Annotated in this window: 14 protein-coding genes, 2 tRNA genes and 1 pseudogene; 3 read left to right on the forward strand and 14 right to left on the reverse strand. The window is 60.9% G+C overall.

Annotated elements, in window-relative coordinates; genetic code table 11:
- Positions 1–18: 18 nt before the first annotated feature.
- From DWZ22_RS09235 to DWZ22_RS09280, 10 genes are all read right to left on the reverse strand, one after another.
- The gene (locus DWZ22_RS09235; protein ID WP_199583486.1) at positions 19–573 is read right to left on the reverse strand and encodes an FAD binding domain-containing protein; all 555 of its coding nucleotides are present in this window, start codon (positions 571–573) and stop codon (positions 19–21) included.
- Between the two features lie 236 nt (positions 574–809).
- Positions 810–2,165, reverse strand: a complete 1,356-nt coding sequence (gene gdhA, locus DWZ22_RS09240; protein WP_118405978.1) for an NADP-specific glutamate dehydrogenase — start codon at positions 2,163–2,165, stop codon at positions 810–812.
- A 650-nt stretch (positions 2,166–2,815) separates the two neighbouring features.
- On the reverse strand, positions 2,816–3,469 hold the full coding sequence (locus tag DWZ22_RS09245; protein WP_199583488.1) for a hypothetical protein: 654 nt from the start codon (positions 3,467–3,469) through the stop codon (positions 2,816–2,818).
- A 185-nt stretch (positions 3,470–3,654) separates the two neighbouring features.
- Entirely contained in the window at positions 3,655–4,491 is an 837-nt protein-coding gene (locus DWZ22_RS09250; protein WP_118098618.1) for a formate/nitrite transporter family protein, read from the reverse strand.
- A gap of 323 nt (positions 4,492–4,814) precedes the next feature.
- Positions 4,815–4,888 (reverse strand) — tRNA-Gly (locus DWZ22_RS09255).
- 6 nt (positions 4,889–4,894) lie between these two features.
- Positions 4,895–4,971, reverse strand: a tRNA-Pro gene (locus DWZ22_RS09260).
- A gap of 91 nt (positions 4,972–5,062) precedes the next feature.
- Positions 5,063–6,421 (reverse strand): branched-chain amino acid transport system II carrier protein, encoded by a 1,359-nt coding sequence (brnQ, locus tag DWZ22_RS09265; protein ID WP_118405979.1) that lies wholly within the window; start codon positions 6,419–6,421, stop codon positions 5,063–5,065.
- A 118-nt stretch (positions 6,422–6,539) separates the two neighbouring features.
- Entirely contained in the window at positions 6,540–7,040 is a 501-nt protein-coding gene (locus DWZ22_RS09270) for an MBG domain-containing protein (RefSeq protein WP_118405980.1), read from the reverse strand.
- Positions 7,041–7,045: 5 nt separating this feature from the next.
- Entirely contained in the window at positions 7,046–7,384 is a 339-nt protein-coding gene (locus tag DWZ22_RS10535; RefSeq protein ID WP_233546487.1) for a molybdenum cofactor biosynthesis protein B, read from the reverse strand.
- Positions 7,385–7,394: 10 nt separating this feature from the next.
- Positions 7,395–7,802: a hypothetical protein gene (locus tag DWZ22_RS09280; protein ID WP_233505256.1), complete on the reverse strand. Its 408-nt coding sequence runs from the start codon at positions 7,800–7,802 to the stop codon at positions 7,395–7,397.
- A 217-nt stretch (positions 7,803–8,019) separates the two neighbouring features.
- Between DWZ22_RS09280 and DWZ22_RS09285 the strand changes: the two genes are divergently transcribed.
- Together DWZ22_RS09285 and DWZ22_RS09290 are read left to right on the forward strand one after the other, a co-directional pair.
- Positions 8,020–9,441, forward strand: a complete 1,422-nt coding sequence (locus tag DWZ22_RS09285) for a chloride channel protein (RefSeq protein ID WP_118405981.1) — start codon at positions 8,020–8,022, stop codon at positions 9,439–9,441.
- A gap of 84 nt (positions 9,442–9,525) precedes the next feature.
- Complete coding sequence (locus DWZ22_RS09290; protein ID WP_118405982.1) at positions 9,526–10,488, forward strand: diacylglycerol kinase family protein; 963 nt, start codon at positions 9,526–9,528, stop codon at positions 10,486–10,488.
- A 21-nt stretch (positions 10,489–10,509) separates the two neighbouring features.
- Here DWZ22_RS09290 and DWZ22_RS09295 read toward each other — a convergent pair.
- The 4 genes and pseudogenes from DWZ22_RS09295 to DWZ22_RS09310 form a co-directional block, all read right to left on the reverse strand.
- Positions 10,510–10,818 (reverse strand): annotated as a pseudogene (locus DWZ22_RS09295) (peptide chain release factor-like protein); the annotation flags it as partial.
- Positions 10,819–10,974: 156 nt separating this feature from the next.
- Positions 10,975–11,553 carry a xanthine phosphoribosyltransferase gene (locus tag DWZ22_RS09300; RefSeq protein ID WP_022095227.1) on the reverse strand — a complete coding sequence of 193 codons (579 nt, stop codon included), beginning with the start codon at positions 11,551–11,553 and terminating at the stop codon, positions 10,975–10,977.
- A 156-nt stretch (positions 11,554–11,709) separates the two neighbouring features.
- Positions 11,710–13,014: an MFS transporter gene (locus tag DWZ22_RS09305; protein WP_118345667.1), complete on the reverse strand. Its 1,305-nt coding sequence runs from the start codon at positions 13,012–13,014 to the stop codon at positions 11,710–11,712.
- A gap of 141 nt (positions 13,015–13,155) precedes the next feature.
- Positions 13,156–14,439, reverse strand: a complete 1,284-nt coding sequence (locus DWZ22_RS09310; protein ID WP_117799201.1) for an O-acetylhomoserine aminocarboxypropyltransferase/cysteine synthase family protein — start codon at positions 14,437–14,439, stop codon at positions 13,156–13,158.
- Between the two features lie 233 nt (positions 14,440–14,672).
- Here DWZ22_RS09310 and DWZ22_RS09315 point away from each other — a divergent pair, with 233 nt between their 5' ends.
- Entirely contained in the window at positions 14,673–15,119 is a 447-nt protein-coding gene (locus DWZ22_RS09315; protein WP_117799202.1) for a C-GCAxxG-C-C family protein, read from the forward strand.
- Positions 15,120–15,156: the final 37 nt, after the last annotated feature.

A 15,156-nucleotide genomic window follows, 5' to 3' on the forward strand; every position in this document is an offset into this window, starting at 1 on the left:
CAAGCGCACGCACACGTTTTACAGGCTCACGACCTCACCACGAGTTGCCGATGGCTCAGGGTAGCTAATTTGGGACGGGGCTATTTTAGCTACCCCACCAAGGCGTTCGAGCTCGGAGCCGAATTCGAAGTGTGGGTAGCTAAAGCGTAAGGCCTCGTAGCTCGCGCGGTAGTCGTGTTTGACGACCACGATGTGCTCGATCACGTCGCGCACGTAACCCATGTCCACGAACTCGGCGAGCGGCACGCGGCCGGCACCCGTCAGCTCAACATAGGAATCGAGCGCGAGGAAGGCGGAGAGCACGTCCGAGAAGCCAAAGCGGCCGTAGATGCTGCCACCCACCGTGGCGGTATTGCGCAGCTGCACGCCCACAATGTCGTGGACGGCAAACTCAAACACATTGTTGACGAGCGCGTTGAGCTCGGCATGGCGCTCGAGCTGGCGCAGGGTGCACATGGCGCCGATGCGAAACTCGGTCTCGGTCTCCTCGATCTGATCGAGTCCGCAGGCCGAAAGATCAATCGCCGTCGCCACGCGACGCGATCCCAGGCGCATCCAGATGCCGCCGCCCACAATCTTGTTGTTGCGGTTTTACTGCAAGAGCTCATAGGCTTCGGCCGCGTTTCCAACACGGACGTAGGTACCGAACTTGAGCAAGTTCTCCCCCATCTCTTTACTTGTCCAGTACCTCTAAGTGTACCAAACGAGGGCGCACGACCCTCGCCACCATAGAAAAAGGCTCCCGGCCGATATGGTCGAGAGCCTTAGGTGCATCAGCTGGTGCTGAACGGAGCTATGTTGAGCTGGATTTAGCAGACGCCCTGAGCGAGCATGGCGTCGGCGACCTTCAGGAAGCCGGCGATGTTGGCGCCCATGACAAAGTTGCCCTCCTGGCCATACTCCTTGGCGGTGTCGTCCACGTTGTGGAACATGCCGCGCATGAGCTGCTCGAGCTTACCGTCGACCTCCTCGAAGGTCCAGGACAGGTGCTCGGCGTTCTGGCTCATCTCCAGGCCGGACACGAGTACGCCGCCGGCGTTGGCAGCCTTACCGGGCATAAAGGCGACGCCGTTCTTCTGGAAGTAGGTCGTGGCCTCGATGGTCGTAGGCATGTTCGCGCCCTCGCCGACCACCTTGCAGCCGTTGGCGACGAGCGCCTGGGCGTCCTCGATCAGCAGCGTGTTCTCGCGAGCGCAGGGCAGCGCGATGTCGCAGGGCAGCTGCCAAACGCCACGGCCGTCGCCCTCGTGCCACACGGCGTTGGGCTTCTCGTCAACGTACATAGCGAGCGTAACGCCCTTGTCGTGGCCGGAACGCTTCTTGTTGTAGACGTGCTCGAGCACGGTGTAGTCGATACCGTCGGGATCCTCGACCCAGCCGTGAGTATCGGAGCAGGCGAGCACCTTGCCGCCGAGCTGGGAGACCTTCTGGACCGCGTAGATGGCGACGTTACCGGAGCCATGAACGACGACGTTCTTGCCCTCGAAGGAGTCCCCACGGCTCTTGAGGTACTCGTCCACAAAGTAGACCAGACCGTAACCGGTGGCCTCGGTACGGGCGAGCGAGCCGCCAAAGGAAAGGCCCTTGCCGGTAAGGACGCCGGTCCACTCGTTGGTCAGGCGCTTGTACTGACCGAACAGGTAGGCAACCTCGCGGCCGCCAACGCCCAGGTCGCCGGCGGGAACGTCGGTGTTGGGGCCGATGTGGCGATAGAGCTCGGTCATGAAAGACTGGCAGAAGTGCATGATCTCGTTGTTGGACTTACCCTTGGGGTCAAAGTCGGAGCCGCCCTTGCCGCCGCCCATGGGAAGGGTGGTCAGGCTGTTCTTGAGGATCTGCTCCAGGCCCAGGAACTTGAGCATACCCAGGGTGACCGTCGGGTTAAAGCGCAGGCCGCCCTTGTAGGGTCCAATGGCAGAGTTGAACTCGACACGGTAACCGCGATTGACCTGAACCTTGCCCTGGTCGTCGACCCAGGGAACACGGAACATAACGATGCGCTCGGGCTCGACGAGGCGCTCAAGCAGGGCAGCCTCCTCGTACTCGGGGTGGGCGTCGAGCGCCGGCTGGATGGTGCCGAGGATCTCGGTCGCGGCCTGGATGAACTCAGGCTGCTCGGGATAGCGGGCCTTGAGCTCTTCGAGAACTTTCTGCGTGTAGCTCATGCTTCCTCCAATGATGGGAAACGAAAAGTGTCGGTCGCGGCACCCTATGCGCCGCGAGCTTTATCGTGTATGGATAATATCGCACTGTTGCGGCAAAGTTACGAATAAGACCGCGGGCGGATGTTTCATTTTGATTACGATGCAGGTAGATTGGTTTTTGACCGCCTGACGTGCAAATCGCGTGTTTCAAAGCTGTTTCTCGCACGTTTCGAAACCACCACAAAGGGGACAGGCACCTTTGTGGTGGTTTTGGCGCGGTGTGTTGGCGGGAACGTATGTGAATCGCACTGGGTATCTCCGTGAACCTGCCCCCGCGCACGCGACAGCGCGTTTGCGACGGCAGCGCAACGAGCTCATCGCCAACCGAAACGGGACCGTCGTGCAGCGTACCCGTCACGACGGTTCCGATGCCGCGGATGCTAAAGCAACGGTCGATGGGAAGACGGGGCGCGGCGCCCGAGCCAGTGGTCGCCTCCAGGCGATCCGACCAGCACGAGCAAACCGCGTTATCGAGCGCCGTAAGCAGCTCGTCCAGGCCCTCGCCCGTCTTGGAGGACACCGGCACTATCAACGCCCCCGCAAACACGGTCCCGTCCAGAAACGCCTCGACATCGAGATCAAGGTCGGTGTCGTGCAAAAGCGTGCGAACGTCAAACAGCACCTGGTCGTGCCGCACGCGCGTCACAACCGGCGTATCGGGCTCCTGAACCAAGGCGCGCTTTAGGCCATCGGCGGATAGGCGCCCATCGACAGGGCAGACGGCACGCAAAATGTTGGGGGCTCGACAGTCGGCAGCGATCCGCCGCCGGGAGTAGAGGCGCCCTCGACAACCTGCAGCTCCACGGCCTCTTCGCACTGAGCCTCGCGAAGCTTGCGCAGCAGACGCGCGGCGTGCTCTTTGCGGCCCCACGGGCACAGGTCGCGACGTCATACTCAAGCGTGCTGTAGCCGCGGGCGACATCGGTCACCGCCTGCACCGCTGCGGGAGCAAGCGGAGCGCGGCCCAGATTGGTGTGAATCACAACGCCCGTCGCGTTGACGGCAGGGCGCAGGGTCGGCAGCGACAGTCGGTGGCACCGCTGCTCGATGGCCAAGGCGAGCTCGCGCTTATTCCTAGCGGGGGTGCCAGAGCGGATCGCCTTGCGCTCGGCATCGAGCTCGGCATCAATTGCCTCGCGCACAATCATGTCGCCCGCATCGCCGGCAGCCTTCATGACCGGCCACTCGGCCAGCAGCTCGTGAGCGGCGGGAATGGAGCGCAGGCGGTCGCGCACCTCGGCAGGCGTGGATTCGCAGTCGCTCATGGAAAGTCTTTCGACATGTTCAATAAAAAGCGGGTCCCCTTTGGCCGTCATCGGCCAAAATGTGACGAGACGTATGCAAAAGGGACAGATCCATTATGGCAGCTCGCGACAAGACGGCGAAACGCCTCGTCCAAAACCTGCCAAAATAAACCTGTCCCTTTTTGGTCGGTTATGGGTTGGGTCCTTTAGGCCTCTTTATTGGCGTAAATAAACCAGTAGCCCAGCGCCACGATCAGGGCGCCGCCCACGATATTGCCCAGCGTGGCGACCGAAAGGTTGAGCGCCAGCCCGGCGGCGTTGAGGGCATCGGCGCCGGCGACATCGGCTCCATAGCCGCAGGAATGCATCAAAATGCCCATGGGCAAAAAGTACATGTTGGCAACGCAGTGCTCAAAACCGCAGGCCACAAAGGCAGCGATAGGCAGCAAAATGCCCACGACCTTATCGACCACGGTCTTGCCGGCAGTGCCGATCCATACGGCCAGGCAGACAAAGATGTTGCACAGAATGCCGCGGAAGAAGATGGTAACGGCGTCGATCGTAACCTTACCGGCGGCGACGCTCACCATGGTGTTGGCGACGGCCTCGCCGTTGAGCTTATAAATAGCTGCCATGTAAATCAAAAAGACAACGAACAGGGCGCCGGCAAAGTTGCCGATCCACACAATAGCCCAAGCCTTAAGCATCTGGACGAGCGTGATCTTTTTGCTCTTAAGCGCGCAGACCATAAGCGAGTTACCGGTAAACAGCTCCGCGCCGCAAATGAGCACGAGCACCAGTCCCAGGCAAAAAGCAAGGCCGCCCACGAAGCGCTGGGCGCCCCAGCCAAGCGTGGGATCGCTCAGAAAGACCGTGAAGAACAGGCCGCCGAAGGCGATAAACGCGCCGGCGAACATGGCGAGCAAAAAAGCCTTCGAGACCGGCAGGCTGACCTTGGCAACACCGGCAGCCTCGGTCTTGGCCTCGATCGCGGCGGGCGCCAGGCAGTCGGGAGTGGGATATTCTGCCTTACTTTGTGCCATGGCAATCACTACTTTCGTACGATGTGGGACAAACATTGGTCATAAGCATGTCCCGCGAGGTCGGACGGTATAAAAACAAACGCGAGCCAAATTAGCATATTGGCCTGCGATTATATAGCTTGGAGCGGGCGACGGGAAGTCCAAGGATTTGCTTCGCAAATCCTTGTTTCGCTGCGGGCCTTCGGCCCTTGCGTGCTGCGCTGGAAAATGCTCACGCATTTTCTCAGCTCCGCACCCTGACGGGTTCGATTCCCGTCGCCCGGCGCGTAAACGAAAACAGCTCTGATTCCCAAAGGAAACCAAAGCCGTTAAAACAATTCTTATGGAGCGGGCGACGGGAATCGAACCCGCGTCATCAGCTTGGAAGGCTGGGGTTCTACCATTGAACTACGCCCGCAAGATATGGTCGGGACGACAGGATTTGAACCTGCGACATCCTGCTCCCAAAGCAGGCGCGCTACCAAACTGCGCCACGTCCCGAAGGTGTTGAGCAGCTAAGGTCTAAACCTTGCGTGTCCCAAAGCGAAGGAAATTATAGGGGAGACTCCCCGCCTGTGCAAGTGACGATACCCTAGCTCCTCGAATGTGCGACAAACCGGCTGTGGAGCAGGCCGATCACAAACGCCACCACGGCAACCGGCGCCCACGCGGCTCCAATGTCTGCCAGCGGCAGCGCATCGAACGGCAGCCACGCGCCCGTAAAGAACGCATCGCGGACCGAGGTGATCACGCTCTGGACCGCGACAACGCCGCCGACCCAGACCCACACCTGCGGATGCGCGTCGCAAAAACCGTGCACCAGACCCATAAGCACCAGCACGATGGCGACGGGGTACAGGGCGTTGAGCATGGGCACCGAGAACAAGAGGATCACGTCGAGACCCACGTTGGAGAGCACGCACGAAAACGCCGCGAACACAAAGGCGAGAACCGCAAAGGGACGGCGCATGGCCTCCTCGGAAGCCTCCGCTCCCCCTTTGACCACATACGTCTCGCAGAAATAGCGCGAACAGCAGCTGATGAGCCCGATGCACACGTTCATGCAAGCGAGGAAGAAGATCGCAAAGACCACGACCGTGCCGGCAAGGCCAAAATGCATGGAGGCAGAGCGAGCGAGGATGGCGGCGCCATTGGTGGCATCGGGCATCACGGTGCTGAGTTGCGTGCCGGCAAGTGCTAGGCCGCAGTAGATGATGGCCATGAGCACACCGGCGATCACGCCGGAGCGCGAAATCTCGAAGGCAACGCGCTTGTCATCGGTAACGCCCAGCTCGTGGATAATCTCGGCGATGATGATGCCAAAGGCGAGCGAGGCGAGCAGGTCCATGGTCTGGTAGCCGGTCAAAAAGCCCTGCACGGCAGCGCCGGCATTATAGGGAGCCTGCGGCGCGGCAGCGGGACCCAGCGGCGAGACCACGGCGGCACCCACGACCAACACGATAAGGGCGATGAGCGCGGGGCCCGTAATACGGCCGAGCACGCGCGTGATGACGCCGGGACGCAGCGTGAGCGCAAATGCGACGATAAAGAATCCGACAGCGAACACCAGGCGAGCCGTGGCGAGCGAGACGCCCTCGGGCAGCAGCGGCACCAGCATCTCGAAGGCTGTTGAGCTCGTGCGCGGAATGGCCAAGCACGGGCCGATGGCCAGATACACCGCCGCGACAAAGAATTCGCCAAACTTGGGATGCACGCGGCCGGCAAGCTCGCGCGCCGTTCCGGCAAGTGCCACGGCGATAAAGCCCATGACGGGCAGGCCGATGGCGGCGATGAGAAAGCCGAGCATGGCGACCGGCGTGGCAGAACCTGCCTGCAGTGCCAGCAGCGGCGGAATAATGAGGTTGCCGGCGCCAAAGAGCATCGAGAACAGGGCAATGCCGACAGTGAGGACATGGTCGGAGCGCAGGCCGCGGGGAGCGGATGAGGCCATGGGACCACCTTTCGAGTCGAGACAAAAACGGGACGGGCAAAAGACCCGTCCCGCAAGTATATATGCTTTAGCAGACTAAATCGTGCAAAGCTTCAATCTAGCCACCCCTTTTGAGCCGTTACGCGTCCGAGCGACGACGACGCAGCAGCTCGAGCGCTATTGCGATAAGCGCAACGGCGCCCGCAGCCACGGCGACTGCCAATGGCGCGTGATCGCCCGTATCGGCGAGCTGCTGAGCGCCCGACTTGGACGAAGCCTTCTGTCCGGGGTTTTCCGCACCATCGCCCCTTGCCTTATCGGCTGCGGAGTCAGCCGAACTACCTGGTTTTGCCGGATCCCCAGAATCCGACTGGTCGGAATCGGGCGTCCCGGGCTTATCCGGGTCCGGGTTGCCGGGCCCCGGCTTCTTCTTCACCGTCAGCGTACCGGGCTCAACCGTGACATCAAAGTTCGGGTCGATGACCGTCGCCTCGATCTGGCACTCGCCCGCCGGAGAACTCTCATCGGCGACGCAAGAGTACTCGACCTTCACGCCCGAAGTGTCAACCGCACTCTCCAGGCTCGAGGTAAACGCTGGGTTCGTCTCTCCCTCGAAGCGCTCGGTGTCGTCAACCTTCACCGTTACTAGATTATGCTTTCGCGCGAATAATGTTTATGATAAATATCTCTCGCCTGATATTTTTCTTTTACCAATAACCACGAGACGGCCCGCACTGTCGCTGCATAAAAAGGCGGAGCAGCCCGTAAGGTTACTCCGCCGCAGGTGAGCACGACATTGGCGCGGCACTCATCGGCGGCTTCCACAATGGCATCACCGATTTCGCTGACGTCGTCGCGCACAACCACATGTGAGGCGACCCTCCATCCCTGCGCCTCGATAAGCTCCTCGAGTGCGGCACCTGCCTCGTCCTGGGCAAGGTCGCGCGTATCCGAGCACGTCACGATCGATATCTTCAACTCCATAGCGTTCCTCCTATAGCACCGTTCCCTCGGGCAGGTCGACGCGCACAACGTCCACAACATCTCCCGCCTTGAGCTCACACGGCCCTTCGTCAATACGCAGCAGGCAGTTGGCCCGCTGCATCGTGCCGAGTAGCGCCGAATTCTGCGTCTTGGCCTCGGTCACCAGCAGCTCATCGGTCTCGGGGTCGCGCAAAACCGTGGCGCGATCGAAGAAGCGTCGGTCCTGGCGCTTCTTCACGCCGTGCGTCAATATCGCCTGCTGCACGGGACGCGTACCCTCGGCAAAGCCGCGCATCTTGCGGATCGCGGGGCGGGCGAGCATCTCAAAGCCCGCATACGCCGCCGCGGGATTACCCGAAAGCCCCAAAAACGGCTTGCCCCCAAGCAGGCCAAACGTGATGGCCTTGCCGGGACGCATCGAGATGCGATCTTACATGCCACGGCGCGCAACGGCAGCGCCGATTCTTTATGTTTGGTTCAGTATAATCCCCCGCTGCCCGCTCAAGACATGGCCCGCAACGGCAAATACACCTGTCGGCTACGCGCCTCTCGTAACAGATCCGAAACCTGCCAATCGCCTTGAGACTGAGGGCGCCGTCCTATAATGCATGCATCACAACAAAAAAGAGGACGTTATGGCTTTTATCGATAAACGTGAAAATACACTCGACCAGTCTGATGACGCCCGTCAGGACAAAGACGGCAGAACCTTCTCTCCGGCCGACTTGATCATCAGCGGTCGCAACCAGCTCACCCGCTCTGAGCAGCTCTTGGCCGCCGACACGCGCCGCAATGCCCGCAACATGCTCGCGAGCGCCAAGTTGCTCGTGCTCGTCGTCATCGTCTCGCTCGCCATGGGCGTTGCCGCTTGGGCGTTTTTAGCCTCGCTGAATATCGCGACTGACTATCGCGAGCACCATGAGTGGATTTACGCGCTGCTTCCCGTTGTGGGCCTTGCCACCGCATGGGTGTACAAAAACCACGGTCTCGCCGCCAAGCGTGGCAACAACCTGGTCATCGACTCCGCTCTGGGCACACGCCTCATCCATATGCGCATGGCCGTCCTCACCTTCGTCTGCTCCACGCTCACGCACCTAACGGGCGGATCGGCCGGTCGCGAGGGAGCCGCAGTGCAGATTGGCGGCACCATCGCCAGCAACATCTCGAGCCTCGCCCACCTCAAAAAGCATGACCACCACGACCTCATGCTCGCCGGCATCTCGTCGGCCTTTGGCGCCGTATTCGGTTCGCCCCTTGCCGGAGCTTTCTTTGGCATGGAGATGTGCTTTATCGGCAAGATCGACTACACCGCGGGCATCTACTGCCTGGTCGCCTCGTTTACCGGCTACTTTACGTCACTCGCTATGGGCACCCAGTACGAGAGCAACGTCATCGCCAGCGTTCCCGACATGACGCCCAGAACGGTTGCCATCGTCGTTATCGGAGGCATTATCTTTGGCCTGACGGCACGTCTCTTTGCCTGGTCGGTTCGAACCGTCAAAAGCCTGTACGGTCGCTTTATCACCAACTACCTTGCTCGCGCACTCGTGGGCGCGCTCGTGGTGCTCGCGGCCTACGCGATACTCGACGCCTGGGACTACGCCGGCCTTTCCACGTGGCTTTCCGGCGCCGGATTTGCAGGCAACACCACCCTGGCGGACGCAGTCATCAAGTTGGTCGTCACAGCGCTTACCCTGGGCGCGGGCTTCCAAGGCGGCGAGGTCACGCCCCTGTTTGGCATCGGTGCGGCACTCGGTGGCTGGATCGGTTGCCTCGCTGGACTCGACCCGAGCTTTATGGCGGCCCTCGGCATGCTCGGCGTCTTCTGCGCCGGCCTCAACGTGCCCATCACCACCTGCATGATGGCTATCGACCTGTTCCATGGAACGGCCGCAGGCTTCTTTGTCATCGTCTCGTTTATTAGCTATCTCGTCGGCGGACACCGCGGCGTATATCCCGCGCAGCGCATCATCTCACCCAAACGCCGTTCGCTTATTGTGGACGAGGGCGGCACGGTGGCGGATGCTATCGAGCGCCACAACGACCTGATAGAGTAGACGTAGTAATCACCGTGCAGCCACAATCGGGCAATTCGACCTGATCGCGGCAGCACCGTCACGCTACACGCTGGGAGTCGCCCCATGCACGCAAGTGATTTTGGTCGCACGCTCATCATCGCCAACCCCGCTGCCCAGTCGGGCGCGGCGCGCGAGGTTGCCGAGCGCCTGCAGCGCTTTTTGGACATGACCGCGCGCGCGTCCCAGTTTGACTTGGTGCTGACCGAGCGCATGGGGCATGCCAAGGAACTTGCCGCACAGGCCCAGGGCTACCGCACGGTTATCGCACTCGGCGGCGACGGCGTGATCCACGAGGTTGTCAATGGGCTCATGGCGCAGGAAGAGGCCATCCGTCCCGCCCTTGCCGTCCTGCCCGTGGGCTCCGGCAACGATTTTGCCCAGACGCTCGGAATCGACGATTTCTCCGGTAAGGATTTTGGCGCGCTGCTCACCTGTGAGCTGCAACGTCAGGACATCGGGCGTATTCGCTCATGGAATCCCGCAAGCGGAAGCGGCGAGGCCTCGGTGGAGTACTACGACCAGACGCTCTCGGTCGGCATCGATGCCGCCATCGGCCTGGGCACCACCGAGTTGCGCAAGAAGACCGGCTTGACGGGTGCTCCGCTCTACACTCTCTCAGGGCTTGAACAGTTTGGCCTGCGCTATCGCAACTACCCCATGACGGTCACCTTTGACGGCGCCCCCGCCGAGCGCGTGCGGGCGATTATCATGGCGATTCAGCTGGGCCCCACCTATGGCTCGGGCTATCGCATCTGTCCCGATGCCGACCCCTGCGACGGCATACTCGACGTATGCTACGCCTGCGGCCCCGTCCCCCGCGCGGTTGCCCTACCCATGTTCCTTTCGGCCAAGGACGGCCACCACACCAAGTTGCCGCCGGTTCGTATGCGCCGCTGCCGCCATGCCGAGCTCACCTTCGAGCAGCCCGATTACCCCATCCAAGCTGACGGCGAGCCCGTTGTCGCCTCGCGCATCGAGGTCGATGTCCTCGGCAGCGCCCTCCAAGTTTGGCACCCTACCCGCTAGCAAGACCAGTGGAACAAGCGACTACTCGTCCCTGCCCGGCTTGCGCCGGTTGGCCTTTTTAATGGCATTGAAGTGCTTGTCATTGAGCCTGCGCTGACGAGAGCGCTGGGGCACCTTGGTCTTTACACGTCGGCGCGGTGGACGCCCGCGACGCTCGAGCTCGGCGCGCAGCTTGCGCAGGCAGCTCGCGCGATTTTGGAACTGACTACGGCTTTCGCGCGCCGTCACGGTAATCCCTGTGGGCACATGCTTCATGCGCACCGCCGAGTCCGTCGTGTTCACGCCCTGACCGCCCGGACCTGTCGCGCGAAACACCTGCAACTCGCAATCGCGCGCCAACTCCTCAGCCGACATCGCGGCATAGCCCGCATACTCGCGCCATCCCATCTTGTTCTCATCCATATCAACACCTCCCCTCATACAAAAAAATGTGACAAAGGGACAGTCCCTTTGTCACATCGCATACCAATCGCTTGTGTTGCGCGCTTAGGCGAAGGTGATCTCGCCGGTCTCGCAGTCCATATCGGCGATACGGGCCAGGCTCTCAACGCGGAAGCCACGCTCGCGGAGCTTATCGCCACCGCCCTGGAAGCCCTTCTCCACCGCAATGCCAATGCCGGATACCTCGGCACCCGCAGCCTCGCAGATCTTGATAAGACCCTCGAGCGCGCAGCCGTTGGCCAAGAAGTCGTCGATGATCAGGACCTTGTCGCCCTCGGACAGGAAACGCTTACCAACGATGACCGGGTACTCCTTTTGCTTGGTAAAGGAGTAGATGGTCGTGGCATACTGCTCGCCGTCGAGGTTGATGGACTGCGCCTTCTTGGCAAAGACCACCGGCACACCGCCAAAATGCTGAGCCGCGATGCAGGCCATGCCAATGCCCGAAGCCTCAATCGTCAGGATCTTGTTGATCTCGACGCCCTCGAACAGACGGGCCCACTCGGCGCCCATGTGGTCAAACAGCTCAACGTCGCACTGGTGATTGAGGAAGGCATCAACCTTAAGGACGTTACCGGCCTTTACGATGCCGTCATGGCGAATACGATCCTCAAGCTCCTGCATGAGGCAACCCCTTCTCGCGGCAAGGATGCCGCGCGATTAATAAACGTTGTTCGGTAGTCTACCACGGACCGACCCCCGCCCGCCCCACAAGCCACATCGCACCACAAACCAGTCTTTTGGGACGGCGCGAATCGTGGCAGACAGCCCCTCAACACACTAATGGCGGGCGCGTATCCTCACCAAACGCACCATGGCGAGCGCAAAGCCCGCTGCCGCCACAGCCATGAGCACGTAGAATACCGAGCGAAAACCAAACAGGAACACATCCGGACGACCTGCAACAATACTGGTCACGGCCTCGCCCATCGCCACGCTCATCTGCCCATACAGGATATGCGATGCCGCTGTAATGCCCACTGCCATACCCGCATAGCGCGCCAGGCTACCCAGGCTGCCCGCAAAGCCGAGCGCTTCGCGCGGAGCCGAGCCCATATACAGCGAGTTATTGGGGCTCTGGAAAATCGACGTACCGCACGACATAAACGCGACGCAACACACGATCACAGGGATGGAAGAGTGCTCGTCGAGCGTGCTTACCGCAAAAAGACCGCATACGTACACGCCTAGGCCGACCGCCGTGGGACCCTCGCAGCCAACACGGTCCGAAACCGTACCCGAAAGCGGGCCGATAAAGGCATTCACCATCGGCAGCGCCAAAAAGAGCAATCCGGAAATGCCGGAACCAAAGCCGTGGGCGTCCTGAAAATAGAACGGCAGGATAAACTCTGATGCGCCAATACCAACGAACACGATGAGCATGCAGGCGAGGTTGATGGTGAAGGCCGAATTTGCAAAGCAGCGACGCGCGGCCTCCGCCAGCGACATGGGACGCTCGCCGGCCTCCGGCTTAACATGCGGTAGCGTGTAGAGCCCCACGATAAACGAGATGACGCCAATGGGCAGGTTGATGAGGAAGATACTCTCCCAGGGAAAGCTTGCCACCAGCATGCCACCCAGCACGGGGCCACACATCATGCCGAGGGCCACGAAGGTCGCGAGAATACCCATGGCACGACCGCGCTCGCGCGCCGGAAACGACTCGGTGATGATACCCATGTTGTTGGCCATGGCCGCCGCGCAGCCGACGCCCTGCACAATGCGTGCCAGAATAAGAACTTCGAGCGAACTCGAAAGGCCGCAAAGCAGCGAGCCGGCCGTAAAAACGATTACACCCAGCTGGAATACGCCCACCTTGCCGCGCACGTCGCCCAAGCGGCCAAACGGCAGCATAGCCACGCATGTCGCAAGCAGGTACACCGAGCTCACCAACTGGATGTGGTCGAGGCCCACGCCCAGCTCCTTTTGCATCACGGGCAACGCCACGGTCACGACGGTCGAATCCAGACACGACATAAACGTCATGATGAGCACGGTAAACAGAATCGCCCATTTGTTCTTGCCATGGGTGTCGCCCTCTAGGGCAATGTGCTCGCGGCGCAGCTGCCCTGCAGTTTTCTCCATATCCATCCTTTCGAGTGGCCCAACACAAAAACGGGGCCCCAATCGCCTGCAAACACTCGCGATTGGGGTCCCGCCTACGGAATCGGAACGAAAGGTCACCGAAGCTTTCTGCCAGCATCGGCGCCTTGTGCGAACGCTAGCCTAGCACTGCTCAAGCGCCTGCTCAAGGTCGGCAATCAGATCGGCCGTGTCCTCGAGGCCGCACGACAGACGCACCATGTCGGCGGAGATGCCACAGGCGATGAGCTCCTCATCGTTCATCTGGCGATGGGTGGCGTTTGCCGGATGCAAGCAGCAGGTGCGCGCATCGGCCACGTGCGTAGCGATCTGGGCGAGCTTAAGGCTCTTCATAAAGGTCTCGGCCGCCGCACGACCACCGTTAAAGCCAAAGCTCACGACGCCACAAGTACCGTTGGGCATGTACTTCTGAGCCAGGTCATAGTACTTGTCGCCCTCCAGACCCGGATAGCTCACAAAGCGCACCTTGGGATGGCTCTGCAGGAACTTGGCAACGGCCAGGCCGTTCTCGCAATGACGCGGCATGCGCACATGCAGGCTCTCGAGCGAGCTGTTCAAGAAGAACGCCGCCTGCGGGTTCTGCATGGGGCCAAGGTCGCGCATGAGCTGAGCGGTTGCCTTGGTAATGAAGGCACCCTCGCGACCGAACTTCTCGGCATACGTCACGCCGTGGTAACTCTCATCGGGCGTGGTGAGACCCGGGAACTTATCCGCATGGGCCATCCAGTCAAACTGGCCGTGGTCGACGATCACGCCGCCCAGGTAGGCAGCGTGTCCATCCATGTACTTGGTGGTAGAGTGCGTAACGATGTCGGCGCCCCACTCAAAGGGACGGCACATCACGGGCGTCGGGAAGGTGTTGTCGACCATCAGCGGCACGCCATGGTCATGCGCGGCCTTGGCAAAGCGCTCAATATCGAGCACGGCAAGGGCGGGGTTGGCGATGGTCTCGCCAAAGACGAGCTTGGTGTTGGGGCGGAAGGCAGCCTCGAGCTCCTCATCGGTGCAGTCAGGGGCCACAAACGTGCAAGTCAGACCCATACGACCCATGGTATGGGCGAGCAGGTTGTAGGTACCGCCATAGATGGCAGAACTGGCGACCACGTGATCGCCGGCGCCGGCCACGTTAAAGATCGCAAGGAAGTTCGCAGCCATGCCCGAACTCGTGAGCATCGCAGCGGTACCACCCTCCATCTCGCAGATCTTGGCGGCAACCAGATCGCACGTGGGATTCTGCAGACGGCTGTAGAAGTAGCCCGATTCCTCCAGGTCAAACAGCTTGCCCATGTGCTCGGACGTGTCGTACTTCCACGTGGTGGACTGGTAGATGGGCACCTGGCGCGGCTCCGCATCGCCCGGGCGATAACCGCCCTGAACACACGTGGTACCGATGGTCTGCTCGCTCATATCCAACTCCCTTACTTGGGTTTTGTTTTATTCGGTTCACGATACCGCTACCCCGCACCCCTCTCAACCCATCCCGCCAATAGGTTATGGGACAAATTAATCAGGTTTATTTGTCCCAAATCTTAAGAAAGCGTTCGATGGCGAAAAACAATAAGATATGCGCTGGGGTCTCGATGAGTGAGTGCGCCAGCAAGGGTACCATAGGCGGGTACACCGTGATCAAGGAGACAACGATGAAGCAAATCGATACTGCCCAGCTCGACGCCGCCGCCTGCCAAGCTCAGGCTGCCGAATACCACGCCCGCGGTTTTAACTGCGCACAGGCCGTCGCCTGCACGCTCGCGCCTGCCGTCGGACTCGACCCCCAGGTCGCCTTTACCCTCACCGAGGGCTTTGGCGCCGGCATGGGCGGTATGACCGAAACCTGCGGCGCCATCTCGGGCGCCGTGGCCATCATGGGCTTTGTAATGAGCGACGGCATGGAAAACCCCAAGACCAAGGGCAAGACCTACAAGCTGTCGCGCGAGATCGCCAAGCGTTTTGGCGAGAAGAACACGACGACTGTCTGCGGCACGCTCAAGGGCATCGGATCGGATAAGGGTCCGCTCCGCAGCTGCCCCGGCTGCATCGACGATGCCGTCGAGATCGCCTGCGATATGCTAAAGCAGCTCGCCGAGTAAACGGCAGCAACAGAAAACGACGGCCGGCACGCTTGGG

Source organism: Collinsella sp. AF31-11, assembly GCF_003475605.1.
In the GTDB taxonomy this organism is placed as follows: Bacteria; Actinomycetota; Coriobacteriia; order Coriobacteriales; family Coriobacteriaceae; genus Collinsella.

What these genes read in the sequence shown, in the direction of transcription:
- gdhA (WP_118405978.1), bottom strand. Translation starts at nt 2,165, where the DNA reads ATGAGCTACACGCAGAAAGTTCTCGAAGAGCTCAAGGCCCGCTATCCC.
- DWZ22_RS09245 (WP_199583488.1), bottom strand. Translation starts at nt 3,469, where the DNA reads ATGAGCGACTGCGAATCCACGCCTGCCGAGGTGCGCGACCGCCTGCGC.
- DWZ22_RS09250 (WP_118098618.1), bottom strand. Translation starts at nt 4,491, where the DNA reads ATGGCACAAAGTAAGGCAGAATATCCCACTCCCGACTGCCTGGCGCCC.
- brnQ (WP_118405979.1), bottom strand. Translation starts at nt 6,421, where the DNA reads ATGGCCTCATCCGCTCCCCGCGGCCTGCGCTCCGACCATGTCCTCACT.
- DWZ22_RS10535 (WP_233546487.1), bottom strand. Translation starts at nt 7,384, where the DNA reads ATGGAGTTGAAGATATCGATCGTGACGTGCTCGGATACGCGCGACCTT.
- DWZ22_RS09280 (WP_233505256.1), bottom strand. Translation starts at nt 7,802, where the DNA reads ATGCGTCCCGGCAAGGCCATCACGTTTGGCCTGCTTGGGGGCAAGCCG.
- DWZ22_RS09285 (WP_118405981.1), top strand. Translation starts at nt 8,020, where the DNA reads ATGGCTTTTATCGATAAACGTGAAAATACACTCGACCAGTCTGATGAC.
- DWZ22_RS09290 (WP_118405982.1), top strand. Translation starts at nt 9,526, where the DNA reads ATGCACGCAAGTGATTTTGGTCGCACGCTCATCATCGCCAACCCCGCT.
- DWZ22_RS09300 (WP_022095227.1), bottom strand. Translation starts at nt 11,553, where the DNA reads ATGCAGGAGCTTGAGGATCGTATTCGCCATGACGGCATCGTAAAGGCC.
- DWZ22_RS09305 (WP_118345667.1), bottom strand. Translation starts at nt 13,014, where the DNA reads ATGGAGAAAACTGCAGGGCAGCTGCGCCGCGAGCACATTGCCCTAGAG.
- DWZ22_RS09310 (WP_117799201.1), bottom strand. Translation starts at nt 14,439, where the DNA reads ATGAGCGAGCAGACCATCGGTACCACGTGTGTTCAGGGCGGTTATCGC.
- DWZ22_RS09315 (WP_117799202.1), top strand. Translation starts at nt 14,673, where the DNA reads ATGAAGCAAATCGATACTGCCCAGCTCGACGCCGCCGCCTGCCAAGCT.